19 protein-coding genes and 5 pseudogenes are annotated in these 26,250 nt (G+C 67.8%); 10 read left to right on the top strand and 14 right to left on the bottom strand.

Annotated elements, in window-relative coordinates; genetic code table 11:
* Positions 1-270 precede the first annotated feature (270 nt).
* Positions 271-2,697, top strand: a complete 2,427-nt coding sequence (locus tag BS83_RS44945; protein WP_157596796.1) for a hypothetical protein — start codon at positions 271-273, stop codon at positions 2,695-2,697.
* A gap of 165 nt (positions 2,698-2,862) precedes the next feature.
* Here BS83_RS44945 and BS83_RS02320 read toward each other — a convergent pair.
* The 6 genes and pseudogenes from BS83_RS02320 to BS83_RS02345 all read right to left on the bottom strand — a co-directional run bounded on the left by BS83_RS02320 (position 2,863) and on the right by BS83_RS02345 (position 6,944).
* Positions 2,863-3,613, bottom strand: a pseudogene (locus BS83_RS02320) (transposase family protein).
* A gap of 178 nt (positions 3,614-3,791) precedes the next feature.
* A complete protein-coding gene (locus BS83_RS02325) occupies positions 3,792-4,151 on the bottom strand; it encodes a hypothetical protein (protein WP_037600009.1) in 360 nt (119 codons plus the stop codon).
* Entirely contained in the window at positions 4,099-4,383 is a 285-nt protein-coding gene (locus tag BS83_RS44950; RefSeq protein ID WP_157596797.1) for a helix-turn-helix domain-containing protein, read from the bottom strand. Before BS83_RS44950 ends, BS83_RS02325 begins: the two co-directional genes overlap by 53 nt.
* Positions 4,384-4,386: 3 nt before the next feature.
* Complete coding sequence (locus tag BS83_RS02335) at positions 4,387-4,599, bottom strand: hypothetical protein (RefSeq protein WP_037600013.1); 213 nt, start codon at positions 4,597-4,599, stop codon at positions 4,387-4,389.
* 314 nt (positions 4,600-4,913) lie between these two features.
* A complete protein-coding gene (locus BS83_RS02340; protein WP_037600015.1) occupies positions 4,914-6,302 on the bottom strand; it encodes an IS1380 family transposase in 1,389 nt (462 codons plus the stop codon).
* Between the two features lie 264 nt (positions 6,303-6,566).
* Positions 6,567-6,944 carry a hypothetical protein gene (locus BS83_RS02345; RefSeq protein ID WP_157596799.1) on the bottom strand — a complete coding sequence of 126 codons (378 nt, stop codon included), beginning with the start codon at positions 6,942-6,944 and terminating at the stop codon, positions 6,567-6,569.
* 278 nt (positions 6,945-7,222) lie between these two features.
* On the opposite strand from BS83_RS02345, the gene BS83_RS02350 reads away from it, so the two are divergent.
* A complete protein-coding gene (locus BS83_RS02350) occupies positions 7,223-8,533 on the top strand; it encodes a glycosyltransferase family 4 protein (RefSeq protein ID WP_037600018.1) in 1,311 nt (436 codons plus the stop codon).
* A 177-nt stretch (positions 8,534-8,710) separates the two neighbouring features.
* On the opposite strand, the gene BS83_RS02355 is transcribed toward BS83_RS02350, so the two are convergent.
* On the bottom strand, positions 8,711-9,070 hold the full coding sequence (locus BS83_RS02355; protein WP_037600020.1) for a nuclear transport factor 2 family protein: 360 nt from the start codon (positions 9,068-9,070) through the stop codon (positions 8,711-8,713).
* 426 nt (positions 9,071-9,496) lie between these two features.
* Here BS83_RS02355 and BS83_RS02360 point away from each other — a divergent pair, with 426 nt between their 5' ends.
* The 3 genes from BS83_RS02360 to BS83_RS02370 all read left to right on the top strand — a co-directional run bounded on the left by BS83_RS02360 (position 9,497) and on the right by BS83_RS02370 (position 12,523).
* Positions 9,497-9,769 carry a hypothetical protein gene (locus tag BS83_RS02360; protein WP_037600545.1) on the top strand — a complete coding sequence of 91 codons (273 nt, stop codon included), beginning with the start codon at positions 9,497-9,499 and terminating at the stop codon, positions 9,767-9,769.
* Between the two features lie 530 nt (positions 9,770-10,299).
* Positions 10,300-11,166, top strand: a complete 867-nt coding sequence (locus tag BS83_RS02365; RefSeq protein ID WP_051942471.1) for a peptidoglycan recognition protein family protein — start codon at positions 10,300-10,302, stop codon at positions 11,164-11,166.
* Positions 11,167-11,242: 76 nt separating this feature from the next.
* Positions 11,243-12,523 (top strand): phosphodiester glycosidase family protein, encoded by a 1,281-nt coding sequence (locus BS83_RS02370; protein WP_084713048.1) that lies wholly within the window; start codon positions 11,243-11,245, stop codon positions 12,521-12,523.
* A gap of 882 nt (positions 12,524-13,405) precedes the next feature.
* Here the strand turns inward: BS83_RS02370 and BS83_RS02375 are convergent.
* Complete coding sequence (locus BS83_RS02375) at positions 13,406-15,118, bottom strand: hypothetical protein (protein ID WP_037600024.1); 1,713 nt, start codon at positions 15,116-15,118, stop codon at positions 13,406-13,408.
* A gap of 442 nt (positions 15,119-15,560) precedes the next feature.
* Here BS83_RS02375 and BS83_RS43320 point away from each other — a divergent pair, with 442 nt between their 5' ends.
* Entirely contained in the window at positions 15,561-16,478 is a 918-nt protein-coding gene (locus BS83_RS43320) for a transposase domain-containing protein (RefSeq protein WP_269664826.1), read from the top strand.
* 139 nt (positions 16,479-16,617) lie between these two features.
* On the opposite strand, the gene BS83_RS02385 is transcribed toward BS83_RS43320, so the two are convergent.
* The 4 genes and pseudogenes from BS83_RS02385 to BS83_RS48725 form a co-directional block, all read right to left on the bottom strand.
* Complete coding sequence (locus tag BS83_RS02385) at positions 16,618-17,256, bottom strand: ATP-dependent DNA ligase (protein WP_084713050.1); 639 nt, start codon at positions 17,254-17,256, stop codon at positions 16,618-16,620.
* Positions 17,257-17,816: 560 nt separating this feature from the next.
* Positions 17,817-18,105 (bottom strand): annotated as a pseudogene (gene hpf, locus BS83_RS02390) (ribosome hibernation-promoting factor, HPF/YfiA family); the annotation flags it as partial.
* Between the two features lie 322 nt (positions 18,106-18,427).
* Positions 18,428-18,991, bottom strand: a complete 564-nt coding sequence (locus BS83_RS02395) for an NADPH-dependent FMN reductase (protein WP_037600028.1) — start codon at positions 18,989-18,991, stop codon at positions 18,428-18,430.
* Between the two features lie 770 nt (positions 18,992-19,761).
* Positions 19,762-20,082 carry an ETX/MTX2 family pore-forming toxin gene (locus tag BS83_RS48725; RefSeq protein ID WP_084713051.1) on the bottom strand — a complete coding sequence of 107 codons (321 nt, stop codon included), beginning with the start codon at positions 20,080-20,082 and terminating at the stop codon, positions 19,762-19,764.
* Positions 20,083-20,494: 412 nt separating this feature from the next.
* Between BS83_RS48725 and BS83_RS02405 the strand changes: the two genes are divergently transcribed.
* Positions 20,495-21,691, top strand: coding sequence for an IS110 family RNA-guided transposase (locus BS83_RS02405; protein ID WP_037600031.1), 1,197 nt, complete (start codon positions 20,495-20,497; stop codon positions 21,689-21,691).
* Between the two features lies 1 nt (position 21,692).
* Positions 21,693-22,628, top strand: a pseudogene (locus tag BS83_RS02410) (RNA-guided endonuclease InsQ/TnpB family protein); the annotation flags it as partial.
* Between the two features lie 7 nt (positions 22,629-22,635).
* Here BS83_RS02410 and BS83_RS02415 read toward each other — a convergent pair.
* Positions 22,636-24,092: pseudogene (locus tag BS83_RS02415) on the bottom strand (NF041680 family putative transposase).
* 400 nt (positions 24,093-24,492) lie between these two features.
* Here BS83_RS02415 and BS83_RS02420 point away from each other — a divergent pair.
* The gene (locus BS83_RS02420; protein WP_051942533.1) at positions 24,493-25,323 is read left to right on the top strand and encodes an IS5 family transposase; all 831 of its coding nucleotides are present in this window, start codon (positions 24,493-24,495) and stop codon (positions 25,321-25,323) included.
* Here the strand turns inward: BS83_RS02420 and BS83_RS44955 are convergent.
* Positions 25,241-25,831 (bottom strand): Sec-independent protein translocase family protein, encoded by a 591-nt coding sequence (locus BS83_RS44955; RefSeq protein ID WP_157596801.1) that lies wholly within the window; start codon positions 25,829-25,831, stop codon positions 25,241-25,243. The genes BS83_RS02420 and BS83_RS44955 overlap by 83 nt on opposite strands.
* Positions 25,832-25,948: 117 nt before the next feature.
* On the opposite strand from BS83_RS44955, the pseudogene BS83_RS43330 reads away from it, so the two are divergent.
* Positions 25,949-26,092 (top strand): annotated as a pseudogene (locus BS83_RS43330) (zinc ribbon domain-containing protein); the annotation flags it as partial.
* Positions 26,093-26,250: the final 158 nt, after the last annotated feature.

The raw sequence follows: 26,250 nt of genomic DNA on the forward strand, positions 1-26,250 counted from the left end.
GGACTCGACACCTCATGATCACCCGGAAGCCGTGCCTGCTTCCGTTCGTTCCGTCCCGCGAACACACCTGCCATGCCAGCCACTTGAACCAGCATCAACCCGGACGGATCCTCGGAACGACTCCACCCTGGCCCGCTGGGCACCCTGACACCCTCCTGTGTTTGCCCGATTGGACACCTCCGCGTCCCTGCACAGGCAGTCGCATCGAGGGAATCGTGGGCCGCGCAGCAAGCACCACACACCCCCGGTACCCCTAAGGCAGGCAAGCGCATGGCCGACTGGCCTGACTATCTCGATGCGTTCAAGTACCTTCTACGGCCCGTAGCCGGAAACACCGACCCACGCCGCCCCTTCCAGGACCTGCGCGATAGGCTGAACCCAAGGTTTGCCGCACTGCTCTTCTACGGCGACGAGAACTGGACCGACTTCGACGACACCTCCCTGATATCGACACTTCGGGCATGGGGCCAGGATGCCGGCGCCGAATGGCAGTACTGGGAAACCATCCTTGCGAGCGTCCGGACGGGGGATGACAACGCATACCAGGCCCTGGAGAGCCTCGTTGCTGCCTGGGAACGGGTCGAAGCCGCGGCCAAGCCGCAGAAGAACCTGGACTACCGCGCGGGGGAGGACCCGAAAGGAACGCAGTACTACAAGTGGGACAACAAGCGGGGGTACCTGTACGCCGAAACAGCGCGCGCACCAGAGGGAAAGTGGCTCACGTGGGACGAGCATTTCAAGCAGCAGCAGAGGGTCCAGCGCGGCCAGGCGGCGTCTGAGGGCGCTCTGCTCCCGGGAGAGACCCGGCTCAAGGCTTACCTGAATGACGGAGCCACCATCTACGGCACCAAGTTCTACGCCATGAGAGCCGACGGCATCTATGTCTACCGCGAGAACGAGCGAACGGAATGGCAGCCGTACGAGTACTGGCAGAATGAAGCCCGAGTCAGCTTCTCACTCATGGTCGGCGGGTCCACCTACGAAATCAACCCCATGGGCCTACAGCAAGCCGCCGTCCTATTGGATACCTGCGGCATGGGCCAGACCGTTCTGTACGCCCGCACCGGAGCATCGGCGGGATTCACACGCGTAAGCCGCATAGGCAGCATCCGCGACATCACCGTGCAGTACACCGAAGCCGATGCTAGAGAAGCCAACCGGAACCTCACGCCCGAAGCGAAGGCCTACCTCCTCGGCACCGTCCTCCTCCCTCTCCAAACCCCGAACCTGCTGACCCCCACCACTCCCAAAGCAAAACTCGTACTAAAACTGGCAGAGATGGCCAATATTAAGGGGGCAAAGGAGAAGAAGGAACTGACAAAAATCTGGGTGCCGGATGAAACACCCGGACTCCTGAAAAAGTACCTGAGCCCCGCACGTCCATCCGCTAAAGCACCCGACGTACAGGAGGTCAGAGAAAAATCAGGCGAGAAACGCTCTGAAGCCCTGCGCAGGTACAACCGCTGCAAGCAAGAAATCAACTGGACCCAAGCTGACAACGACGTCCTGCTCGCGGAAATCCGCAGCACTCGGGAAGCCTTGAGGGCGTGGGCTCCCGACCTACCGGACCAAGACTACGAGCGAATCTTCACCCGCTGGCAGGAACTGCATCGGAAACTCGCCAAGCGCGTGGACCTGAACAACGAGATTAGCAAGATCCGCTCCGCCGAAACCAGGGAGCTGGAGCTGTTCACCGCATCCCCCTCATTGCAAGAGCAGCGAAACGCTATGAACGACAGGCTAAAGCAGCTCCCAGACGATAAATTCGAGCGAAGTCTAAAAGGGATAGTCATCACGGCGAGAAAGGCCGCAGAAACACGGCTTGCATCAGTTGTTCAATGGTGGATGGAAGAAGCTGAAACAAAGGTGATCCCAGCACTGGAAAAGATCAATAATCTAGAAAATTGGGAATCACCGCAACGCATGGAGCTCAAGAAAAAGCTGGCCGAGCAAACGGCGTCAGCCGAGAAGATACTCGCCGGCGCAGTCCGATTCGGCGGATACTGCCTGACCAATGAACGCCTCGCCCAGGCATACCCGAGCGACCGGGCCAGCTTCCTCGCGGACGCATTGAAGAACGTGCAGAGGTACCAGCGCGAGGGAAACATTGTCCGACGCGAAGTCATCGGTGCCCAGCGAAACAAGAAAAGCAGCGGTGCGGAAAGGCGGCTCGAGGTTGGCGCCAGCGAGGTGGAATTCTTCGTCAGGGGCCGGGGTGCCGAGCTGAAAGTCGACTCCCGAAAAGCCCTTCTGGCACTTGAGCAGCTTGACATCCGTCAAGCCCTCGAAAAAGCTGGTGTCCCGGAAAAACAATTGCAAACCCGCGGCCTCAAAGAACTTCTAATGGAAAGAGGGTATACCGAGTTTGAAGGAGGAATCACCTTCGCGCCGAGCAGCGGAAAAATATGCGCCACGGTAAAAGACCTTCGCCTCCTCACAAAGGACAATTGGACGTCCGCATTCAAATCAGGGAGAACAACCACCTTCTGGACTGGAGCCGACTGCAAGGAGTTGGTTTACGGTACAGCGGCTAACGCTCCCGCTAAAAAAGAATTCCTTGATGCGACACTCATGAAATGTACGGCAACGATGAAGGGTCGAAGTCTCAGTGTCACCATCCCTGCCGATGCAAAGAGGGACGGAATATCACGTTTGCTCGGGGAAATCACTGGACTGGCCGTGGAATTCAAAGACTGATAAACAGACGGCATGAACGCCAGCGCCCGATACTCTTCTGGACCCTGAGAACCAGATGAAACGGAGCCACCAGGTCTTCGCTTGGCTGTGTGACCGGAAGACGTGCAGATGTTAGCCGTCTGGCAGACGCACTGTCTCGCGCGGGCCGGCAGTCACTGAGCGTTTTCAGCGTTGCCTCTCCAGGGTGAGCACCGCCTTGGCTGCTGACGCGAGTCGGCTGGGGCTGCAGCGGGCATGGCGGAAGATCCGCCAGCGCTTGAGGGTCGCGACGCCTCGTTCGACCGGGCAGCGGAGCCGGGCGTGGCCCTTGTTCAGCGACCTCTCCTTCGCGGTGAGCTCCCGCTTCGGTCGGCGGCGGACCGGGACGGCGACACCCGGGCCCGCTCCGGTGTAGGCCAGGTCGGCGAGGGCAGGGATCCGCAGCCGTGCGCAGGTGGCGATGACGCGGTGACGCCTGGCGGCGGTGAGGTCGTGGGTGCGGCCCGGCAGCGGGCGGGAGACCCAGAGCAGGTTGCCGCCGGGACCGGTGATGACCTGCAGGTTCACGCCGTGGCGGCGGTGTTTTCCGCTGTAGTCGGCGCGGCCGTCGCCGACCCGGTCGCGCGGTGCGAGGGTGCCGTCGACCAGCACGTACTCCTCATTGGCCTCGCGTAGTGCCCGGGTCAGACCCGGCGCCCGGTGGGCGAGGAGGTCGGTGACCTGATGCACGTAGGCGTGGGCGGTGCCGACGCTGATCCCGAAGCCGGCCGCGAGCTGGGCCAGGGTGTCGTGTTTGCGCAGGTACACCAGCGCGATCAGGGCGCGCTGGGACGGGCGGAGCTTGCACCGGCGGTCACCCTCACGGGTGACAATCAGCATGGGTGACCCACTCGACGATCGCATGGGGCAGGTCGAGTGCGGCAGGATATGTGACCAACGAGGCCCTCTGGGTGATGAGTTGAGACTTCAAGCACCTCTCTCAACACCCCGAGGGCCTCGGGCGTTCTCCTGCGGTCAGCGGTGCCGGGAGACATCACCCGATCGGTGCCCACTCTGAAAAGGCTCAGTGGGTGCGGCTGTAAAACCTGCCGCACCCTTGACGTATGGGCCCCACGCTACATCTCGGGGCTTTCGCCGCCGTAGTCACGGAGGAAGTCCATGGCGGTGATGTCGCGCATCTCGACTCCGCCGAAGTACTGATCCCCGAGGGCGTCCGAGAGGGCTTCCCAGGCTCTGGCGTCGTCCCCGGCCAGGTAGGCGTCCATGATGGCCGCTATCTGCTCGAGTTTCAGGTAGAGCGGGCGGTCGGAGTCGCCTCCGATGGTGCGCTCGCGTCCGCTGAATCCGTCGGCGGCGCCGGGGGACTTCTTGCCGATCTTCCCGGTGACGCGGATGTAGCTGCCCTGGTTGCGGATGCGGGCCTCACGGCGGGTGGACAGGCCCTGCCGGCGGACCTCGGGGGCTGTATGCAGCAAGTGGCGGGCTTTCTCCAGCGTCTCGGGCTTGGCTCCGCCGGCCCATGGCCGTGGTCCAGCGCTGGACGGAGCGGGCGGAGACGCCGAGGCGGGCGCCGATCTCTTTCTTGGACAGGCCCGCGCGTTCCAGGCTGGCGACGATGTCGCCCAGCTGCTCGGGGTCGGGTTGGCGCTTGTTGTGGGTGACGGCCTGCCAGAGGGCGTCGTCCGGGTCCATGGGGTTCTTGGACATGGGTTACGCCTCCGCCCTGGCCTTGTAGGCCGCGGCGACGGCCTCGAGGATCGGGGCAGCCTTGGCGGAGGGACCGATTTTGCCTGCTGCTGGGAGCAGCGGGGCGATCTCCTCCAGCGGGGCGGTGCCGTAGTGGCCGAACTGGCCCAGGCCGTCGCCCAGGCGCAGGCCGGCGGGGCAGGCGGTGACGGGGTTGGTGTCGTTACTGGCGTACATGACGCGGTCGGTGCCGATGGCGATCGGGTACCGGCCTTCGGCCCGCGCTGGCCCACGCCGCCCTGGGCCAGCGCGAACAGGTCCTCGCCCTGGCCCGCGAGGAACTGGACCTCTCCAACGCGAAGGCCATGGCCCAGCTGGTGATCCCCTGACCCTGGATCCACCGGCGGCATTCGGGTGAGCGATTTCGGGTGAATTCGAGGCCGGGCTGGGCTGGGCTTCTGCCGGTGGGTGTGGGTGATCGCCGGGTGACCGTCCCGGTGGCGGGGTCTCCTGGTCCTTCGGTCGTGGATGGGTGGGGCTGCTCGGTGGGATCAGGTCCGCAGGCGACAGTCGACCGCCGTCCACAGGGCCTCGAACGCGTTCTGCCCGGGCCAGTGTTGAGGCAGGTGGAACGTCAGGGTGCGGGCCCCGGTGGCCAGCCGGGCCGGGACGGCGACCAGTTGGCGGCGGATGGTGGCGGTTCTGGCCTTCGCGTGGAACGCGGAGGCGAGGGTGCCGAGGGCGCGGGTGAGGTTGTGGGCGAGCGTGGCCAGGGTGAGCCAGGCGGCGTTCGCGGTGAACTTTCCCGACGGCAGGTGCCCGAGCGCGGAGTCCTCAAGGTCCGCGAAGACCTGCTCGACGATCGCGTGGGCGCGGTGGATCTTCTCCGCCGCCACGAGCGGGAACGGGGTGTCGGCGAAGACCGCGTGGAAGCGGTAGACCTTGAACAACTCGCCCTGCCCGTTCGGTGCGTGGGCATCGTTCAGTCGCCTGACCCGGCGGACCAGGAGCCGGGCGGTGGCCCGGTACCTCTTCGCCTTGCCGGTGAACGCGGTGTGCTCGATCTCGGCGACCTCGGCGTCGGAGACCCAGCGTTCCTCGTCCTGGTCCCAGATCGCCTTCGGGTACTTGATCGGCGTCCAGGCGCTCTCGGGGATCGTCGTGATCAGCTCGCGGATCCTCTTGCGCTGGGCGACGGCCAGGGAGAAGCATGCCTTGTGGCGGCGGCAGGCGGCCACGACCTTGTGGGAGAAGAACGCCGAGTCGGCGCGGACGACGACCAGGCCGGTGGCTCCCATCGCCCGCACGGTCCTGATCGCTTCGGCGATCAGCGACGCGGCGCCTTTGGCCGAGCCGGCCGAGCCCTTCCGCAGCCGCTCGGCCACGATGACCGGGGCGGCCAGCGGGGTGGAGGCGACCACGATCTGGAAGTGCAGGCCCCGGACCTTGGTGTAGCCATGCCCGGCGCCCCGCTTGCCGGCCCCGTAGACCTGCTTCACCTTGGAGTCGATGTCCAGGTAGACGATCTGGTCCGCTCCGGGCAGCAGGTTGCAGTGCCCGGCCAGGCGGCAGGTGAACGCGCGGGCGGTGGACTGAAGTTGCCGCACATGGCCCCAGGTGAACGCCCGCAGGAACGAGCCCAGCGTCGAGGGCGCGCGCATCGCGCCGAACGCCTTGGCCATCGCGCCGTGCCGTAGCACGGCGGTGTCGTCGATGCTGTCCGCCCCCGCGAGCATCGCGGCGACCAGCGACATGACCTTCGCGCCCGGCGCGGCCCCGGCGCCGTTCACGGCACCGGCCAGGCGGACCTTCTCCCGGACCAGACCCGGCAGGCCGCACCGCTCGGCCAGGCGCACCGCCGGAGCCAGCCCGCCGTGCGCCAGCAGACTCGGGTCGTCGAACACGGCGAACGTCGCTGCAGGGCTGTGGGAGGATTTCACTTACGAGGTGCCTTACTGGTCGGGCCGATGGTTGCGTAGAGAACACCCATCTTCCCAGCTCAGCAGGCACCTCTCTGCGTCAGTCCCTCCCGAAGCCCGTCATCGGTCGGTGGATCCAGGCTGACAGAGGGTGGTCGAAATAGTCGCCCGCGCCCGCGTTCGGTCCGACCGGACTGGTCCCGCAGTCGTACATGTGGGTAATGGTCTTGCCGTCGGTCGAGGCTCCGAGGACCAGGCGCGGGCCGCCGGGGGCTCCTGGGAGTCTCAGCCGGCAGGCAGAACGTATCTCCATCCGCACGACGGTGCCAGGACGCCGCTACCGGCGATGATTTGAGAGACGATCGTCAGGATAGTCGTACTGTTCTCCCGAACACATTTGGACAGCTCCGGACTCATTCGTCTCTCGCGCGTGACCAGAAGGATCTCGCGGAGCAGTTCGGCGATACACTCCAGAATCGCCGTAAGGACCCGGGGCGGCAGAGCGCTGTTCGCCGTCAGGGCTGCGGCGGCAAGTACTTCCTCGGCATTGATCCGGATGATGTCATCGGCGTCCACATTGAGAGATGCAAGTTCGTCCGAGAAGCGGACAGCAGGTTCCATGAGGCCCGCACCCGAAACATAACATCGCACTGTGCCGTCCATGTGGCCCGATCCTTTCCGCCGAGGCTGTGCGGCGAGTATTCCTCCGCGCCGGGCAGACCCGCCGCTCGCCCGGGCAGATGCCCGTACAATTCTCGGCTCGGATCATTGCCCTGCAGAACCCCCTTCCCTGCCCATCCGGATTCCTTCGGAGCGGCTGCCGCAAGCGAGTTGGCACATAGGCTCGAGCAGTCCGAGAAATGCCGGGCCCGGCCAATTTCCTGCTGGTTCCTCCAACAGCCCGGTATGCGCCCCATACACCGCTGCGAGGGGAAATGCCCATGAGTACCGCGCACGCGGTCGACGACAGCACTCCGCACATATCCGACAGGGCCCACCGGGTTGCGGTGGTCGCGTTGCACGACGGGTTCTTCGGCTGCGGGACCGGGGCCGGGCAGAGCAATCGGCGCTTCATCGCACTGCTGGACGAACTCCTGCCCCACGACACCGACCTCGTGATCCTCCCCGTGGCGCTCGAGACGTCCAGCCCGCACGCCGATCCGGAATGGCACGCCCAAGTGTGCGCGGACCTGGCGACATCCCGGCGCCGCATCGAGGTGGTGCCCTTGGACAACGGCACCGGTGGCCGGGACCGGTTCGTGGGGGTCGAGGCCTTCGACGTCCTGGCCGGTGACGCCGCGGCACGGATCGCGGAGGTGCAGAGCCGTTACCAACTCGGCCTGGCCGTACTGCTGGACGTGCCCCTGTTCGGTGCCGCCGCAAGGCTCGTGCCTACCCCCGGTTGGCAAGCCCTGGTCCTGCCACGCTCCAGCGCAGCTCTGCACTGTCCCGACAATCGGGAGCGAGTCGGGTGGGAGCGCAGGCGACTGCACAGTGCGGCCGATACCGGCACCCGGATCGGAGCGATCTCGCCGGCCATGCGCTCTCACCTGCGCGACGACCTCGCCTTGCCCGATCACAGCCTGATCAACCTCTACAACGGTCTCACTGACGCCGACCGCCGCTTCGCAGATCCCGCGGGGCTATTGCCTCCCGAAGCGGAGCCCGGCTTTGTGCTGGCGATGGGCAGAGCCGTCCCGTGGAAGGGTTTCGACGAACTTCTGGAAGCCTGGGACTTGCTGCACTCCAGCGGACACCCGCTGCCCCACCTGGTGTTGGCCGCGGTGTCCGAGCAGGCCGCACCGACGCGCTATCAGCGTCACCTGCAGGCGCTGGCCCAACGCAGCCGTGCACCGGTCTCCCTGCTGACGCAGTTCAGCGCCCAGGTGCGCGGTCTGCTGACTCTGCCGGGACTTCGCGCGGTGGTCGTGCCGTCACGGGTCGAGCCTTTCGGGCGCATCCCGCTGGAGGCGTACGCCGCCGGCGCGGTGCCGGTGGTCGCCACCCGCACCGGCGGCCTCGTCGATCTCGTCGTCGATGGCGAGACCGGGTTCACGGCACCGCCCTGTAATCCCGTCGAGCTCGCACGGGCACTCGCCAAGGCCCTGGAACTCGGCGACGCGCATCGCGAGCGGATGCGTGTCGCCGGGGAAGAGCTGCTGCAACGCTTCGACTACCGCCGCAACGTCCAGGAGTTCCTCCACCAGCTCGCACCCTGGAGCACGGGCCACCCAAGGGTCGGCATCCCGTAGCCCGCCCGCGACGTATCGACACGGAAACCGCAGAAGCTGCCTCCTCGTGGCCGCCGCTTGCCCTCGCTGCCCGGACCGGAGTCCGGACTGAAGATCCCGCCGGCCGAAAGGTTCGCCGTGAAGGCGGCATCTGCCTCCCGTGTGTGACTAGGAGTCAGGCGCCGCTGGGGCCCGGTGTCAGCTGTTGGGAGTGAGGGTGTAGCGGACCGTCTGAGCCTGGATCAAACCGTCGCGGAAGACGAAGGTGTCCACGCCGTGATCGGCGAGATGAGCGTCGGACTCGGCGGACCACTCCAGGAACAGCACGTCGCCCGCGAAAGTGGTGATCTTCAGGTCCCACCTCGCGTGGGGCAGGTCGGCGAAGAGCTGAGTGAAGGCCTCACGGACGCCCTCGCGCCCCTCGCGCACGCTCGTAGGCGTGATGAACACCGCGTCCTCGGCGAAGTTCGCCACGATCGCGTCCACGTCCTCGGCAAGGAGTGCCTTGCCGTGGCTCTGGAAGATCTGCTGAGGAGTCCGCGCCGTCACGTCTGCCATTGAAGTCCCAATCGATTCGAGCGGGCAGCACAGCCCGCAGTCCTGAAGAAAGCCCCGGACGCCGGCCAACGGGGCCGTGCCGGCTTGGATATGACCATCCCGGTGCGGGTGAGCCGCCCTGCAGAGCTCTCCGTCCGCGGCGCAGTCGCTTGCTTGGCCATCTGACTGGTCGTCCACCCAGCGGGTTGACTTCTTTGGATGATCACAACAGCGCAAAAGCTACTGGCAGGTAGACGTCATGACGTACCCGCCAAAAGGAGGGGATGTGCTCCCCGATCGGGGGTCTTCCCCATGAGGGCGTCTCGGTTGCGGGAGCGCGCCCCGGGTTGGCCTTGCTGGAAGATTGCGTGTTTGTCTGTAAGGGGGGCCTTGGCTGACTCGTCATTCAGCAGATGGCCCATCAAGTTGGCCGGTATAGTGCCCGCCATGCAGAGTTGGAGCTGTGCCGAGCTGACCCAGCTCGCCGACGAGGCCGCCGTCGGCGCCTACGGCCGGGACGAGGAAATCCCGGGCCTGTTCACGATGCTCCGGGAGCATCTGGCCCTGCCATTCGCCACGACGGTCTTGGGGACGGAGACGAGAGTCATCGGGGCGATCTGCGCCCACGGCAAACAGCAGCAGGTCATTGGGCTTCTCGCGCTGCCTCTGCCCGTTCTCGCGCCTGCGGGCGCGCAATGGATCGAAGCCCACCGCCACTGAGCAGGGCTGGCCCCTTGCCAGGTCGTGCCCGGGCACGGGCACCGTCAGGGTCCATTTACGGGAGCGAAGGGGTACAAGCTGGGCCAGAAGAGCGGCACGGTGCGCAGAGACGACGGCACAGAGTCGCTGGAGCGGGCGCGTTGTGGGCAGCCGGCAACGGCCCGTGGGAAGGGCCGTGGAGCTTCGCTCTGGGTGAGCCCAACTACCTGGGCGGGCCGCCGAAGCCGACCAGGCGGTGGCTTTGGAGGACCGGCCGATCCTGGGCTGCCGGGCTCGCCCGGGCCGGGGCACGGCGCTTGAACCGTCCGCCCGTCCCGAGTGGGCGGCTCAGGACGCCTCGGTTGGCGGGCACGCGATCGGGACCGGGATAGCGCAGGTGCTGGTGGTACGGCAGAGCCAGGCGGGCCGGGACACGGTGAGATGTGCGGGGGGCGTGCCGTACGTCCAATTCCGATTGGGTTGCGGCCACGACACGCGGTGATCACCGGCGGACCGCGCCTTAGGCGGTTCGTCTGCCTATCTTCTTTGTCATGCACGTCGAACGGCGTCTGATCCTGCGTCGGGCCGCACAGACCACCCTGATCGGCGCGGTCACCGCCGCGCTGGCGCGCGCCTCCACCGCGTCCGGACCGGATACCTCCCCCGACCGCGTTTGGGCCGATCCGGTGGGCCCGCAGTGGGTCGCCGACCAGCCGGTGATTGTCCGCCGCTCCTACTGGGACACAGTCGCCCCGGTCCGCCCGCTGCCGCCGCCGCGCTACGCGCAGGCCGTGAAAGCGGTCTTCATTCACCACACCGACAGTGGCAACAACTACGCGCTGGCCGACGTCCCGGGCATCATCTGGAGTATTCACGACGACCAGACGGGGCGGCGGGGCTGGGACGACATCGGCTACAACTTCCTGGTCGACCGCTTCGGCACGGTCTACGAGGGCCGCCACGGCGGGGTGGACAAGCCGGTGATCGGTGCCCACTGCAGCGGCTTCAACATCGACACTGCTGGCATCGCCGCGATCGGCACCTTCGCCGACGGCGCGGAACCGACCACGGCGATGTTGCGCGCCATCGGCGCCCTGGCCGCGTGGAAGCTGAGCCTCCACGGTGTCGACGCCCACGCGTCGACGACGCTGACCTGCTCCGACTCCGACAGCCGCTACCAGGCCGGCAGCCGCGCCCGCTTCGCGGCCGTCTCCGGCCACATGGACGCGGACTGCACCTACTGCCCCGGCTCGACGCTCTACGCCGCGCTCCCTGGGATCCGCCAGGACGCGTTCCGCATCCAGCAGTCGAGCGACCATCCCGTCATCGGGTACACCCCCCCGGTGCAGGTCAAGCCCTCGCCGCCGACTGCGCCCACACCCCTCCCGCGTGCGGGTGATTCACCGCCTGGGCGGTGAACGGTGTCTCGGCGCCGGAAACGCATACACATCATCCGATGCGCCGTACTGCGCTCGCGCGCCACGAGGATTCACCATGACGAACCACGACGCCGACATCCCCCCGACGCATGCGGGGCGTCCGACGCCGCCGGAACCGATCCTGCGACAGGCGCCACGGCGCCACGGCGCCACGGCGCCGCCGCCGCGACGACGTGGCCGCCGCCGAATGCTGCCGTGGAAGCACCCGAGGGACCTGACGCGCACTCAGCGCCACCGGCGCCGGATCGTCACCCGCGGTCTCCTGGCGACAGGCCTGGCCTGCGCGGGCTGGCTCGGCTGGTCGATCGGCCAGGCGCTGACCTACCCGGGCCGCGACGGTGTCGAGGCCCGTCTCGCCGAGTGGGGCCGGGACCACCACCTCGGCCTGGCTGTTAATCAGCTGGAGGACTGGCAGTACGCGCTGAACCCGCCCAGGGTAGGCGGCTCGCTCACGGCCGCCGAACTGGCCCGGATGAGGGCGACGCAGGAAGCCGCACCCCAGGGCGGGGCCGTACCGCTGCGCGTCCCGATGCCGACCAGTATCACCCCCCGTCTTCCGGGGGAGGGCGTCTGGCGAGCCCTGGTCACCTCCCACGGCCTGCCGCTGGTCCAGGGGACCTACGTCCGCCCCGACGCCGAGCACTCCTCCTACGAGGCCGCCATCGCGTGGATCAGCGCCTCCCACGCAAGGTTCTTCCTCCACCCGGGCTTCCGCGAGCCGGGCGGCTCCTTCTCTGTGCCGCCGACGATTCCCGTCGGGCAGCGCAACGGCCTCATCGCCACCTGGAACGGCGGCTTCAGGATCACCGACGGCACCTCCAAGGGAGGTTTCTACCTCGACGGTCGCACCGACTCCACCCTGCGCGTCGGCGCCGCCTCCGAGGTCTTCTACCGCGACGGCTCCATCCGCGTCGGAACCTGGGGCCGCGACGTCACGATGACTCCGCAGGTCGTCGGCGTGCGCCAGTGTCTGCAACTGATGGTCGACGGCGGCTTGCTCGCGTCGGACATCGATGTGCCGTACGCCTACGGTTGGGCCTACCAGGGCAAGAAGTACGTGGAACGCTCGGGCGTCGGCGTAACGGCGAACGGGGACATCGTCATGGTGGTCGGCCAGGCCCTCTCTGCCCGCACGCTGGCCGAACTCATGCAGCACGCGGGCGCGGTCAGGGCCATGCCGCTCGACATGAACGGCGCCTGGCCCTCGTTCATGAGCTACGACGCGAGCGTCAACCCGGCGAACCCCAAGCCCGCCAACCTCCTCGACTTCGGCGAGGCCGCCGACCGATACTACACCCAGGCCACCCGCGACTTCGTCGCCGTGTACGCGAGGTGACGGCCAGGACTTCCGAGCCCCCGGTACTCCCACCTCGCCCGGCCAGAAACCCCATGCCGGCAAGACGGACGATCCGGACGTCCGCGATCACCGGGATCAGTGCCCGGAGGCGCGGCTGGCCCGGACGAGTCGTGAGGGACGGGAGCCGGCGGTCGTGCTTTCGAGCGCCAGGCTCGCGACCCGGTGCGGAGCCATGTGCGACCACGGCCGGACATCTGCCCTGCGCGCGGCGTCCTGCTGGCGGGTCCGAACAGCAGCCCAAGCCCGCCGCCACCGGCGGCACGCTCCCCCCAGCGGTACCAGCCGCCAGTAGCACAGGAGAAGAGGGGGCCCGGCGATGAGCAAGGCGGTCAACGCCCCTCCGACGGCGGTCCAGACAAAGTTGCTGACGGTCTCCGGAGCCCTAGGCACTCCAGCGGCTGCGGTAAGCTCGGCCGCACTCGCTGTGCCGCACACGGCGTAATGGCCTGACGCGCTCCAGACCGCCACGGAGACCAGTACTGCGGACAGCCGGACGGCCATCCCGAACCCGTATCCGCGCAACGCCCTCACGCCCCTCGCTTCGCCGCCGCAGGGCGGACCGACCGCTGCCATGCCTTACTGCGACCATGCCGCCCACCCGTCAGGATGACCACACCTGCTGCTCTTTCTGGGTCAAGTTGACCCCTCCAACGGCAGATCATCTCTGCGCATTCGTGCCCCGCTCGGCCGCGACACGCCGACAATGGCGGGGCCGACGTCCCAACGGGTCAACGTGGCGGCCTTTGGACGACGCCGAGGCCCGGGTTCCGTGCCTGCATGATGGTGGGCCAGACTGGAGCATGTGGACCGACGCCGCTGTTCGTGGTCCGCGATTTCCTCCCGGGCCTTGGCGGCCGTCGCTCAGCGGCGCCAGACTACGAAGCCGTAGGCAGGCTGCGCCGTTGCGACGGTCCAACCGCGCGGGTGGCCGGGCCAACTCGCCTTGGCCGGGACTCCTGGTGGCGCCTTCAGCACAGCGACGTTCGCCGTCAACGGCACGCGGTCCCGGATGAAGTCGACGTCCCACAGTCTTCCCCGATAGATCTGATACGTCTGCTCGCACCGAAGTGCCCAGGGCAGGCTGGTACTTATGGCCACCCGGTCGCCACTGTGCAGTCCTGCCGCGCGGGGAAAGCCCGTGGCTACCCACAGCGACTCGTGCCCGGGCCGGGACACCTCCACCGTAATGACAGTGGTCGCGAATACGGCGAACCCGGCCAAAAAGGCCACAACGCAGCGGACGCCCCGGCGTCCGAGCAAGGCACCCCCCACGCACAGAGAGAACACCATGATTGCGGCCGCTGTAGACCGCGGCAGATCAAAGGCGTGCCAGTCGCCCGCGAGGAAGGACGAGTCCGGCAGGGCCCAGAGTACGAAATTGTCCGTGCGCAGCAGTGAACCCGCCAACAGGAGCACGCTTGCGCCGCACAGCCCGACCAACGCGAAGACTGCCGCCGCATGCCGGAGCAGAGCCTTGCGCCCGAGGCGGTACAAGGCAGCGACGCCGACCACGAACAGCGCCGGGGCGAAGACCGAGAGATACCGGGCGTAGACGTTGTCGTCCAGCCGGTGGTCATCGGGTAGGGCCGCGGCGGCCGCACCTGCCACGAGTAGCACAGCGATCAGCAGCGCGGCGCTGACGATCCGGTCGGCCGGGGTTGCCCGCCGGCGCGCCACCGTCGCCGCACACACCACCGCGCCCAAGCCGCCGGTGCCCCACGTCGAGGTGACGAGGTACCAGATCTGGCCGAGCATCCGGCCGGTGTTCCGGCCCAGCAGCCCGGTGTTCAGCAGGCCGTCCAGCGCCTTCTGGCCCACGGCCGAGGGAGGGCTGTAGAAGAACTGTCTGTGCAGATAGGCGGCGAGTAGTTCGGCGGCCAGCACACCGAGGGCCAGTGCTGTGCCGGCGGCGAGTCCTGCCGGCCACGGCACCCGGGGGCGAACCAGAGCCGTCAGCAGCACCGCGCCACTGACCACCACCAGCACCGTCCCCCGGTCGTGCACCGACATGGCGTATCCCGCCGCAAGGCCGAACCCCACGCCGTACCGCGCCCGCACTCGGACCGAACCGTCCACCAGCAGTCCGTGCAGGCACAGCAGCCAGGCCAGCACGACCGAAGGGAGGACCGTCTCGGTCAGCGCGAACTGTGAGTAGAAGACGACCGGCGGGAGCAGCGCGGTCGTGCCCGCGATCACCAGGGCCGCCGCATGTCCGATACGCCTCCGCCGCAACGCCGTGAAGGCGAGCGGCACCACCAAAGCGCTGACCAGGGCATTGATGACCAGCGCCAGTCGGTAGGCAGTGACCGGACTGCTCGTGACCGCCAGCGCGGGCGCGATGATCATTGAGTACCCGCCCGGGACCACCACCCCCGCCGGACTGGCGGTGGCACTGCCACCCGCCAGCACCCTGGCGATGACCAGGTACGCCTCCTCGTCCGCGTGGATACTCGGTACAGCGCGGTCTCGGACCAGGTACATCCGGAACGCGACCTCGCCGAGGTAGACCGCCAGGACCATGGCTGTCCAGAGGACTCGCTGCCGGTCCGGCGTCTCAGTGGTCGCGTCAGGCATGCCGGTTCGCTTCCGTCAGGTCAGGGGGACCAGGGTTGCGCCCGAGCTGGCCCTCCAGCGCGCCTCCTCGCTGGTGCTCTGCACAACGACCCGATCGGGGGTGCGTTGCTCGACCGCCTGGGTGAAAGGCAGCCTGACAACCCGTCGGCTTCTCGGGCGGCGCCAAGGGCGCGCACACCGGGGGAGTAGGGTGCTCCGGCTCTAGCGGGGGCGCGGCGCCGTCATGGAACGCCACCGGGGAGTCGGTTCCCCGGTGGTGCCCAATGCTGGGTAGTTATCGGATTTCCGCTGGTGGCAAGGGGTTTCAGCGTCGGATCGTGACGCGGGCAACGGGGCCACGTTGAAATGGTCCGCCAAGACTGCTGATCTTCGAGGTGCCCCGTTGCCCGTACGTCATTGTGCCGCACCACCCGGTCTGGCAAGGCTCTCGCATGAGCTCGTTGTGGCCGCGGGGCCGTTCGGGCCGGGTCGTCTGGGCGAGTTGACGCAGGTCGTGCCGTTTGAGCTCGTCGATGCGGTCCTTGAGGGGTCGGGCTGCGTGCAACGCCGCCTGCAGGATCTTCCGTCGCGGGTCGGGGTCTACTTCCTGCTGGCGATGTGCCTGTTCCCGGAGGTCGGCTACCGGCTGGTCTGGAACAACCTCACCGCGGCGCTGACCAGCTCGGGGCTCGATGTTGCCGGGTCGACCGCGAAGGCCCTGCGTGACCTGCGCCGACGGTTCGGTGCAGTGCCGGTCCGCCGCCTGTTCGAGGTCCTGGCCGGGCCACTGGCACGACCGGCGACGGCCGGGGTCCGGTTCGGACGCTTCCGGACGGTGTCCTTCGACGGCTGCAGCTCGATCCGGCTGGCTGACACCGCCCGCAACGTGGGCTGGTTCGGCCCCGGCGGCCGGGGCGGCTGCCCCATGCTGGAGCTGATGACGCTGGTGGAGACCGGCACCAGATCCTTGATCGGCGCGGTGTTCGGCCCCACCGACACCGTTCCGCTCGCCGGTCTCCCGGTACGCCGAACGACAGGACGACGGCCGCCCCGACCACAGCGGCACCATCACCGACCTCACCGTCACCGTCCTCGAACCCCGCCCCGACCAGCCGCCATTACCTACCGTCTCCCGCGACGACCGGAACGTCTCCCCCGGCCAGCGCCGACGGCACCGCATCCTCGAACTCCTGCAACAGGACCCGACGCGCTTCTGGAGACCCGCGGAGATCGCCGCCCACTTCGGCGACGTCACCCTGCACACCATGTATCGGCAGCTGTCCCGATGAGCCGAAACCGGGATCATCCACAAACTCGGACCCGGCCTCTACGCAGCCACCAGCGGACATCAACACCCATGCCACCAGCAGAAACCCGCTAACTACCCGACATTGGGCGAAGGCCCAACGTCGTTGCGACCGGGATCCCCTCGCAACGGAGTGATCCGGCTGGACGGGGTTCGGTCCGAGGTATTTGCATACTCCCACACGACCTGGGCTGCGACCGGCGCGGCCGGACGCTCACCGCGGGACCGGGGCTTTGATCTTGATCCAGTCGCGGCTGCGTCTGCCGGGGAGGTAGAGGCTGGACAGACGTTTGGCGACGATGCCCTCGTAACCTTCCTCGCGGGTGAAGTGCCAGGCTTCCTTGGCCATCGCCGGCCATGAGGACGTCACCTGGACATATCGGTCGATAAGGGCCAGGTCGTCCAGGAGGGCGCGGCGGGCGGTGTACGGCAGGTGCACGGTGGGCCCGGCGAGATGGAGCACGTCGTAGACCACGAGCCGTACCGGCAGGTCGCGGGCGCCATGGGCGACGGCGGTGGGGTGATGCCAGGAGCGCCGCAGTTGCAGGCGCTCCACGCTGGGCCGTCCCCGGTTGTCCGGGGCGATGATCTCGCCGTCCAGGACGGTGACCAGGCCGTGGGGCAGGAGTTCGGGCAGGCGGGCCAGTTCTGGGTAGTCGGCGGTGACATCGACGCCCGCGCTGAGCAGCATCGCGGTGCCGTTGCCGGGGAGGTGGGCCAGGATGCGGGCCCCGTTCCAGAGAGGCTCGTAGGCGTACTCGGCCTCGCGGTCGGCTCCCGGGAGCGGTCCGGCCGTGGCGAGCATGGGCGCCAGCAAGGGCAGTGGCGCCGTCTGTGGGTTCGGACGCCCCATGACCCAAGTGTGCCCGGGAACGGTACTGCGCGCCCGATGGGCCGACCGGATTTTCGATGCTCCCGACACGGCCCCGCCAGCCCAGCGCCTCCCCCTCCGACCTGGGCATCCACGTGATCAGCAGGACTTTGAATCAGCCCTGCACAGCCGTGCCCCCTTCCTCATGTCCACCGTTGGATCCTGGGACGCGACCCATGCTCCAGCCAGCAGTTCCCAGCGCCACCACATCGAGCAGGGCAACCGCGTCGGTCAAGCAACGTTCACGTGCCGCGCCTTCCCAAGACATCACCCGCAAGAGCGCTGCGGTGTAGACCGGCGGAGCGTGAGTCACGCGTCCAAGAGCCGGCTTGACGGCAGCTCTCACACGGGGGAGGCCATGCGGCAGCCAGCCGCGCCCTACCCGCAAGCCCAGTCATTCATGGCCGGTCAAGCTGACATGGATGACACCGTAGCCGTAGCCGTAGCCGTAGCCGTAGCCGTAGCCGTAGCCGTAGGCGACAGTGCGGCGGTCGCCCGAGCGACGCTCATCGGCGCCCGCGGCCCCTTGTGGATGCGCCGCCGGTCCGCGGCTTTGCGCAGCTGCGCTTCCAGCTTCGCGGAGGCGAGGTCGAGCGCGGAGTACGGGTCGGCCGAGCTCGCCTCGGCCCGGACCACAGGGCCGCGGCTGCGGAGGGTGATCTCCACCTGGTCGGCGTGGTCGGACTGGCGCGGGTTATTCTCCCTCGACAGCTCCACCTCGACACTGATCACTTTGTGGTCCAGCTTGCTGATCCGCTGGAGCTTCTCGGCGACGTGCCGGCGGAGCCGCTCCGAGACCTCGGTCCTGCGACCTTTGACGACGATGTCCAACGCTCGCACTCCCATCCTTCGCGCCTGGCGCCCCGCGCACCCGAAGTCTGCGGGGCCTGCCGGGGACGGCGACCGCACGTTTCCGGGCGGATCGGCCTTTTGTTTTGAGTTCTGTATCAGCGGGACGCCATCAAACTGGAACTCCAGTCCGAAATGCGGCGGCCGCGCCCCCTATCCGAGCCCGAGCCTCGAGCATCGAACCCTCAACACCGGCCCGGCGCGCCTCATAGGGGAAGGGGCGGCCGGGGCCGGACCGCCAGGCGGGTACCGGCGACGTTCCTGCGAACGTTTCGACACCCGGGGCGGTGCACAGGCGTTCTGGTCAGGCCCGAGTCGTCTTCAGGGCACTGGTCCAGGACTCCAGCTGGTCGAACAGGGCTATGGCAGCATCGTCGTGCTGCGGACCGGGTTTGAAGACGGAGAAGTTCTCGAAGTCGCTGAACAGGGAGAAGGACAGCTGTTGGCGGACGTGGGCGAGTTGGAGTTCGCTGGCGACGGTGCGCAGGTGCTCGATGGCGCGGGCACCGCCGAGAGAGCCGTAGGAGACGAAGGCGGCGGCCTTGTTGTTCCATTCGGCGTACAGATAGTCGATGGCGTTCTTCAGGACGCCGGAGGTGGAGTGGTTGTACTCGGGGGTGACGAAGATGTAGCCGTCGAATTCGGCGATCTTCGTGGCCCAGGCCTTGGTGTGCTCGCCCTCGTACTGACCCATGGACGGAGGGGTGGCCTCGTCGAGGTGGGGCAGGGGGTAATCGGCGAGATCAACCAGCTCGTACTCGGCAGCGGTTCGGGCGCCGGCCCGGTCCAGGACCCAGTCAGCGACAGCTTTGCCATTGCGGCCGGGGCGGGTGCTGCCAAGGATGATGGCAATCTTCAGGTCATTCAACGCAGTCTTCCTCCATGCACCGCTGATACGGACGGTCGCCGGACCAGCCCCCGGAGCGCTGTCGGCCTGGATGGCTTCCCCTCCAACAATAAGTTGCCCAAGCAAGAGTTGTCAAGACAATGATTGCGTGGACTGTCCAGCGAGCACCGAAAGGACCAACTGCGCGCCTCCCCCTCCTCCCCAGGACAGTCTTGTCCGCGGTTGCCTTGGCAATGGGGTGATGCCCGTTCATACGCTCTCCTGCTGTCGGGAGTTGGCGACCTGGGGCGTGTGACGTGGTTCGTGTGGTGGCGGCAGTCTTGTGTTGAATTGGCCCCGGAGGGTGGTGGGTACGGGTTCGCTCGCTGGAGGGGGGTGGCCCCGGCACTCGCTCCGGGGCCACACCCCTGGCTGATGTAGCTGTCAGCGGTGGCTCTGGTGGACGTCCTTGGCGGTGACGGGGATGGTGTAGGTGATGGTCTGGGTGGTCGGCGCGGCGGCGTCCATGCGGGCGCCCGGTTGCTGCCGGCGTGGGGCGGTTGGGCGGTGGCGATGGGGATGCTCTCGGTGAAGGCGCTGCCGAGCTCGTTGGTGAAGGTGCCGGTGCCGTTGAACTGCAGGGTCTGGTTCTGGTCGTTCGGGGAGAGACTCGCAGGCATGGGCATGGGGCGATGCTGAAGGTTCTCCCAGTTCTGCACGAGCCAGTACGGCGTGGCGGAGAAGACCAGCAACGGGCAGCTGGCCGCCGTATTCGGCGTGGAGGGCGACGTTCCCGCTCTCGATCTGCTGGTTCAGCATCTCCGTGACGGTGACGGTGACGGTGACGGTGCTGTGCGGGGGCAGGGTGATGTTCTGCTGGGGGCGGTGTACGTGTCGGTGACGGTGGTGGCGTTGCCCTCGATGAGGCCCATGCTCACCTCCTGTGTGGTCGATGCCCCACCGCCCAGGGTCACCGGTCTGAGCTTGAGGCTCGCGCTCACACTGGCCGAGTTGGTGGACTTCGCCCCTACGGTGACCGCGGTGGACACCGTCTCGGTGACGGCCTTGGAGACCGCCCGCGTCGTGAGCGTCTCGGTGTAGTCGCTGTTGTTGGTCAGCGTCGCCGTCCCCATCCATGATCTTGCAGGGTATCCCCGGCTTCAGTCGGGGAGGGAATGGATCCTTGGCGCGGAGCCGTGAAGCGGCGGAGATGCTTGCGCCACTGTCTGTGACGGTTGCTCACGTTCTGTAGTATGATCCTGTTGTCGACCTTGCAGGGGGTGGGCCGGGTGATCCGTGCGTACAAGTTCCTCATGCGGCTCTACCTTCCTTTTGGGTTCGTCCCAGCCATTCGTAGGGTTGTGGCACCCAGGGGAACCGGGTGTCGCTTTCATGCGGCTGCCGTCCGTGGCTCTGTGGGCTTGGCCGCCCGGTTCCCCACGACGACTCGGCCGCCGATTGGGAAGTGCGAGAAGGTCGCTGTGTAGAGCAATGCCGGCGAGGTCGTCCGTGGTACGCAAGACAGGAACGACCTGATGGAGAGCGATGAGCCGGATATGGGCGGGGACCGACTGCGGCAAGACCCACCACCACACGCTGGTTCTGGACGTCGAGGGCAACACGCTGCTGTCGCGGCGGGTGGCGAACGACGAGCCGGAGCTTCTCCAGCTGGTCGCCGACGTCCTGGACCTTGCCGACGGTGGCGCGGTGACCTGGGCGATGGACATGACCGGCGGTGAAACCGGCCTGCTGATCAACCTCCTGGCCAACCACGGCCAGGAGCTCCTCTACATCCCCGGCGTCGCGGTCAACCGCGCCGCAGACAGCTACCGAGGCCAGGGCAAGACCGACGCCCGCGACGCCCACGTGATCGCCGACCAGGCCAGGATGCGGCGCGACCTGCTTCCCGTCCGCCTCGACGACGAGGGCATCATCGAACTGCGGCTGCTGACCGAGCACCGTGCAGACCTTGTCGGCGAGCGCACCCGCGTCACCAATCGGCTCCGTGCCCTGCTGACCAGCATGTTCCCGGCGTTGGAACGGACCTTGGACCTCGGCAACGCCGGCCCGCTGCGGCTTCTGACCGGCTACCAGACACCAGCGGCCATTCGCCGATCCGGCACCAAGCGGCTGACGACCTGGCTCCGCAACCGCAAGGTCTACGGCGCGGAGGCGCTGGCCGCCAAGACTGTCGAAGCGGCTGAGCGGCAGCACACCGCCGTCGCCGGAGAGAAAGCCATCGCCCAGATGGTCCACACCCTGGCCGAGGAGGTGATCGCCCTCAACGAGAAGATCGCGGAGACCGACAAGCTCGTCGAGGGACGGTTTCGGGAGCACGAACTCGCGGAGGTGATCACCTCGATGCCGGGCGTCGGCTCCACCCTCGGAGCGGAGTTCCTCGCCGCAATAGGCGGCAGCCTGGCCGCTTTCCCCACTGCGGATCGCCTTGCGGCCTTCGCCGGAGTCACCCCGGCCCCGAAGGACTCCGGCAAGGTCAGCGGCAACCTCCATCGCCCCCAGCGATACCACCGGGGCCTCCAGCGGGTCTTCTACACCTCCGCGCTCATCAGCATCCAGCGCGACCCAAACTCCCGCACCTACTACGACCGCAAGAGGGCCGAAGGCAAGCGGCACGTCCAGGCAGTCCTCGCACTCGCACGCCGCCGCGTGAACGTCCTCTGGGCACTCATTCGTGACGGACGGTGCTACCAAATCGCACCTCCTGTCACCGAAGCGGCTTGACATCAGCATTGGGAAGCCCACCGTGGGCCAGACGCAAGCGCTTGCCGAGATGCTGCGTGACCACTGCTCTCTCTATAACGGGGCCCTTCAGGAGCGGCGCGACGCCTACCGGCACGCATCGAAGACGAGCGTCAAGTACGGGATGCAGTCGGCGCAGCTCAAGGAGATCCGGGCGTTCGACCCGGAGCGTCAGGGCCGGTGGTCGTTCTCCTCGCAGCAGGCGACGCTTCGCCGGTTGGACAAGGCGTTCGCGGCGTTCTTCCGCCGGGTCAAGTCCGGTGAGACGCCCGGCTACCCGCGGTTCCGGGGCGTGAACTGGTTCGACACGGTGGACTTCCCCAAGGACGGCGACGGCTGCCGCTGGGACTCCACCCCGCACGACCCCGTCACCCGGGTCCGGTTCCAGGGCATCGGGCACGTCAAGGTCAACCAGCACCGGGCCGTGGTCGGCAAGGTCAAAACGGTCTCGGTCAAGCGCGAGGGCCGCAAGTGGTTCGTCGTGCTGACCGCCGAGCAGTCGCGGCCCGAACCGCTGCCCGCGACCGGGGCCGTGGTCGGCATCGACATGGGTATAGCCAACTTCCTCGCCGACTCGGGCGGCGAGTTCGTGCCCAACCCGCGCCACGCCCGTAAGGCCGCCGCGAAGCTCCAAGCAGCACAGCGCGCCCTCGCCCGGTTCCCGCGTGTGCGCCGGGACAAGCGCACCGGCAACCACCAGCGAGCCGTTCAGCGCATTGCCGACCTGCACCGCAAGGTCCGGCGTCAGCGTCTGGACCACGCCCACAAGACCGCCCTCACCCTGGTTCGCGAGCACGACTTCATCGCGCACGAGGATCTCAAGATCCGCAACATGGTCAAGGCCCCCGCGCCCAAGCCCGACCCCGACCAGCCGGGCACCTTCCCGCGCAACGGGGCGGCGGCCAAAGCCGGACTGAGCTTGATCTTTAACCGGCGGCCGTTTGTTTCGCGAGATGAGCCTCGAGCGTGAGTTCGCGTTTTACGGTCTTCCCGACGTCGTAGCGGGGTGCTGGCCTGCGGTTCTTTGAGCCCGGCGGGCGCCCCGGGCCGGGGCGTGTCGGTTGCGGCACACCCGCCGGAGAGACGGTCTTCGCGTGGATGTGGCGGAACCCGCGTCGGACCCGGGCCGGCGTGAGCCTGTTCGGCGGCGCCGGCCGCCCCCAGGGGCGTCGTAGGTCGGCTGCGAGGGGGCGGGCCAGGCGGAGCTGGGTGTAGGCGACGATGACCAGCCAGGTCCACAGGTCTGCGCCGTCGGGGTGTCGGATCTTGGGTGCGGTCCAGCCCAAGGTCTGTTTCAGGAAGCGGAAGGTGTGTTCAAGATCGAATCTGCGCAAGAACGCCTGCCACCGCACATCCATCTCCGCGCTGGTCAGGGCGGCTGCCGAGGACCACAGCCACAGCGGCTTGGCCTCTCGTTCACCGGGCAGGCGCTCGACCTGCAGTCGGATCAACGTGCCGTGCAGCACGGGGAGTTCGGCGTCGGTGTACTCCAACCATGGTCCGCGACGCTGCAGCCTGGGGTGCATGTGATCCCACGCCAGCGCCTCGGCCTTGCCGTAGCGGGTGGTCTCGGTCCGGCTGGTGGCATCGGGAGTGTGCCAGGTCTCGGGGCGGGCGAAGGTGAGCACGCCGCCGTGGCGGCGCGGACGCCCGCCGCGGGCGGTGGAGCGGGGCGGGCCCGGATCGCGAAGCATGACGCGGTCCGAGCGCAGCCGCACCACGATCTCCACCGGCAGATCCGCCAGCACGTGGGCCAGGCGTGCGCCGTCGTAGCCGGCGTCCATGACGATCAAGATGTCCCCTTCGGTCTCCTTCCAGTGGCCAGCGGCAATCAACCGCTCGACAACGTCGCGTAGTTGGGTGGCAGTGACGGCGGTGGCGTCGTCGGCAGGCCCCAGGCGCACTGCGTCCAGCAGGGCGACCCAGGGGAGGTCCGCCCGCGCTCCACCGCTGCGACGAAGGAGTAGGGCCAGCCCGGCACGAACTGGTCACTGGCCCGGCCGCCCCGGCCGTAGCAGTGGCAGAACAGCCGATCGCTGCTGGTGGGGGTGTCGGGCCGCAGCCAGTTGGACACGTCCACAGCCAGCACGATCCGCCCGTCGGCCGCCCTCGGCAGCGGCAGGTTCGCGAGGGTGCGGCGCAGCCGTGTCGGCTCCAGCCAGCCCCGGTCCAGCGCGGCGTACAACGCGCCATGCCCGCGCCGGTGCTCGACCGCCAGGCTGAGCTCGACCAGGGTCTTCACCGGACTGTCCACGCACAGCACTGCGTCGGTGAGCTCGAAGAGCGAGTCCGCACGGGCGTACAAGCAGTCGTAGAACTCAACTCGAAAGCGGGACAACAGGCCCAACGCGTCACCAGCGGACGGAACGAGGGGCAGACTCATATGCGGCGGCCGTTCTCTCGTGCTTCATGACTCGACATCTCGAAGCGTGGAGAACGGTCGCCCTCGTTGTCCCGGGAAGAACCGCAAACCAGCAGGTCGGGTGACCTGCGAGGTTAAATTTCAAGCTGAGTGCGTGGTGGTGAACCGGTCGGTGTTCGGCGGGCGCGGTGGGGTGATGGCTCGAACGTTGTTGCTGTCCGGTGGGTGCGCATAAGCGAACGGGCCTCTCGGCAGAGATGAGGTTGTCGACCAACACTCCGCCGCAGGAGGCCCGTTGCCGCATCAGTTCACCATTGCCGATGCCTTCGGTGCCACTTCGGCCACTCCGGCGTGTGACTGCTACGTTCACCAGTACGGGGCGATCGCGGCGGGGCGGCGGGCACCGCGCTACCCGTCCGACATGACGGACATGGAATGGGCCCAGGTCAGGGCCTCGATGCCGGTACCGGCCTGGCTGGAGGGGCGGGGCGGACGCCCCGAGGCCTATTGCCACCGCGAGATGGTCGACGCTGTGCGCTACCTCGTCGACAACGGCGCGAAGTGGCGGGCGATGCCCATCGACCTGCCCGCCTCGCGCAAGGTCTACGACTTCTTCCGCCGCTGGTCACGCCACGGGTATGTGCGCGAGCTCTACCAGCGACTACGTCGCCTGCAGCGCCGGAGAGAAGGGCGGGCGGCCGAGCCGAGCGCGGGCGTCATGGACGCGCAGTCGGTGGACGGATCGGAGACCTGCCCCGCGGCCACGCGTGGGATGGACGGCAACAAGCTCCGCGACGGACGCAGGCGCCACATCCTGACCGACACCGGCGGCCTGCTCCTGGAGGTCACCGTCACACCCGCCAACGTGCACGACTCGGTCGCCGCCCCGGAACTGATCGACGCGTTCATGGCCGAACCCGGACGTCTGCTCAAACTGGTCTGGGCGGACACCGCCTACCAGGGCCCGGCCCTGGCGAACGCGTTCGCCGCCCACAGCGTCCGGGTCGAGGTCGTCAAGCGCCCCGACGAGACCAGGGGATTCGTGGTCCTCGCACGCAGGTGGACAGTTGAACGCACACTGGGCTGGCTCTCCCGGGCCCGGCGGCTGAACCGCGACCACGAACGCCGACCCGACCACCACACGCAGATGGTGTGGTGGGCGGGCCTGATCACGCTGACCCGGAAGCTGGCGAAAGAGCGCCTGCACTGGCCTGAGTTCCGCCCCGACCGCCTGGACCCGCGGCCGGCCTGAACACACCCCGCTCACGAACGAGCCAGCCACGCGCCTCCAGTGCGTAGGCGCGGTGACGCACCTTCTCCACCTCGTTCAAACGCGAGGCGTCCCGCCCCAGCGCCCGAGTCAGCTCCTGCACCGTGACCGGCCCCGACGCGGCCAACGCCGTCTCGAAGACCTGCCGATAGGCCCCACACAACGCGCCGGCGTCCAGGTCGGCCTGCCACTGCGGCGGCCGGGCGTCATAGCCCTCCCGCAGCACCGGTCCCGCATGCACCGGCCGGTCCCCGGGAACGGGCTCCTGCGGCGCGACCGAGGCGAGTGGCGCCCCGTCACCCTCATGGGCCGGGGCGGCTCCCTCGGCGAACATCAGCGCCACCTCGGCCCGGGCGATCCGCGCGTGCTCGAGCCGCTGTCGGGCGGCTTCCGCCTGAACCTCGGCCTCCCGCAGCACCTCCAACCAGGACTCCAGGTCCTCCTGGGCCCGCGCTTCCCGGAGCTCCAGCAACGCGATCACCGACGGCACACCACACCTCCACGACCAGGCCAACCCTCCGTTGGCTGCCCGCAGACAGTCACCCCGACACCGCGTTCACCCGAAAGCCGCAGGTCATCGAGCTACAGACCGGTTCACCACCACGCTTTGAACAAGTCGATCAACGATGCCGGTTGGGGGGTGTTCCTGACGATCCTGCGCGCCAAGGCTGAAAGCGCCGGTCGGGAAGTGATCGCCGTGGACCCCCGCAACACCTCCCGGCGGTGCCCCGCATGCGGGCACACCGCCAAAGGCGAGCAGCGTTGCGTCATCGCGCAACCAGGTGGGCTGCGGGGCCGTGTCAGGCTCAGTGGGTCATTGGGAGGTTACCCGGTGACGGTCCGGGCCAAGGGGCAGTCTCGACGGCCAGTAGCCGCGGGGGCGCGGCCCGATGCCCGCCAAACCTGATG

The sequence above is a fragment of the Streptacidiphilus rugosus AM-16 genome (genome assembly GCF_000744655.1).
Taxonomy (GTDB): domain Bacteria; phylum Actinomycetota; class Actinomycetes; order Streptomycetales; family Streptomycetaceae; genus Streptacidiphilus; species Streptacidiphilus rugosus.

Coding starts and splice junctions, on each gene's coding strand:
- BS83_RS44945 (WP_157596796.1), top strand. CDS start 271: ATGGCCGACTGGCCTGACTATCTCGATGCGTTCAAGTACCTTCTACGG.
- BS83_RS44950 (WP_157596797.1), bottom strand. CDS start 4,383: ATGTCCAAGAACCCCATGGACCCGGACGACGCCCTCTGGCAGGCCGTC.
- BS83_RS02335 (WP_037600013.1), bottom strand. CDS start 4,599: ATGTACGCCAGTAACGACACCAACCCCGTCACCGCCTGCCCCGCCGGC.
- BS83_RS02345 (WP_157596799.1), bottom strand. CDS start 6,944: ATGGACGGCACAGTGCGATGTTATGTTTCGGGTGCGGGCCTCATGGAA.
- BS83_RS02350 (WP_037600018.1), top strand. CDS start 7,223: ATGAGTACCGCGCACGCGGTCGACGACAGCACTCCGCACATATCCGAC.
- BS83_RS02355 (WP_037600020.1), bottom strand. CDS start 9,070: ATGGCAGACGTGACGGCGCGGACTCCTCAGCAGATCTTCCAGAGCCAC.
- BS83_RS02360 (WP_037600545.1), top strand. CDS start 9,497: ATGCAGAGTTGGAGCTGTGCCGAGCTGACCCAGCTCGCCGACGAGGCC.
- BS83_RS02365 (WP_051942471.1), top strand. CDS start 10,300: ATGCACGTCGAACGGCGTCTGATCCTGCGTCGGGCCGCACAGACCACC.
- BS83_RS02370 (WP_084713048.1), top strand. CDS start 11,243: ATGACGAACCACGACGCCGACATCCCCCCGACGCATGCGGGGCGTCCG.
- BS83_RS02375 (WP_037600024.1), bottom strand. CDS start 15,118: ATGCCTGACGCGACCACTGAGACGCCGGACCGGCAGCGAGTCCTCTGG.
- BS83_RS02385 (WP_084713050.1), bottom strand. CDS start 17,256: ATGGGGCGTCCGAACCCACAGACGGCGCCACTGCCCTTGCTGGCGCCC.
- BS83_RS48725 (WP_084713051.1), bottom strand. CDS start 20,082: ATGGGGACGGCGACGCTGACCAACAACAGCGACTACACCGAGACGCTC.
- BS83_RS02405 (WP_037600031.1), top strand. CDS start 20,495: ATGAGCCGGATATGGGCGGGGACCGACTGCGGCAAGACCCACCACCAC.
- BS83_RS02420 (WP_051942533.1), top strand. CDS start 24,493: ATGACGGACATGGAATGGGCCCAGGTCAGGGCCTCGATGCCGGTACCG.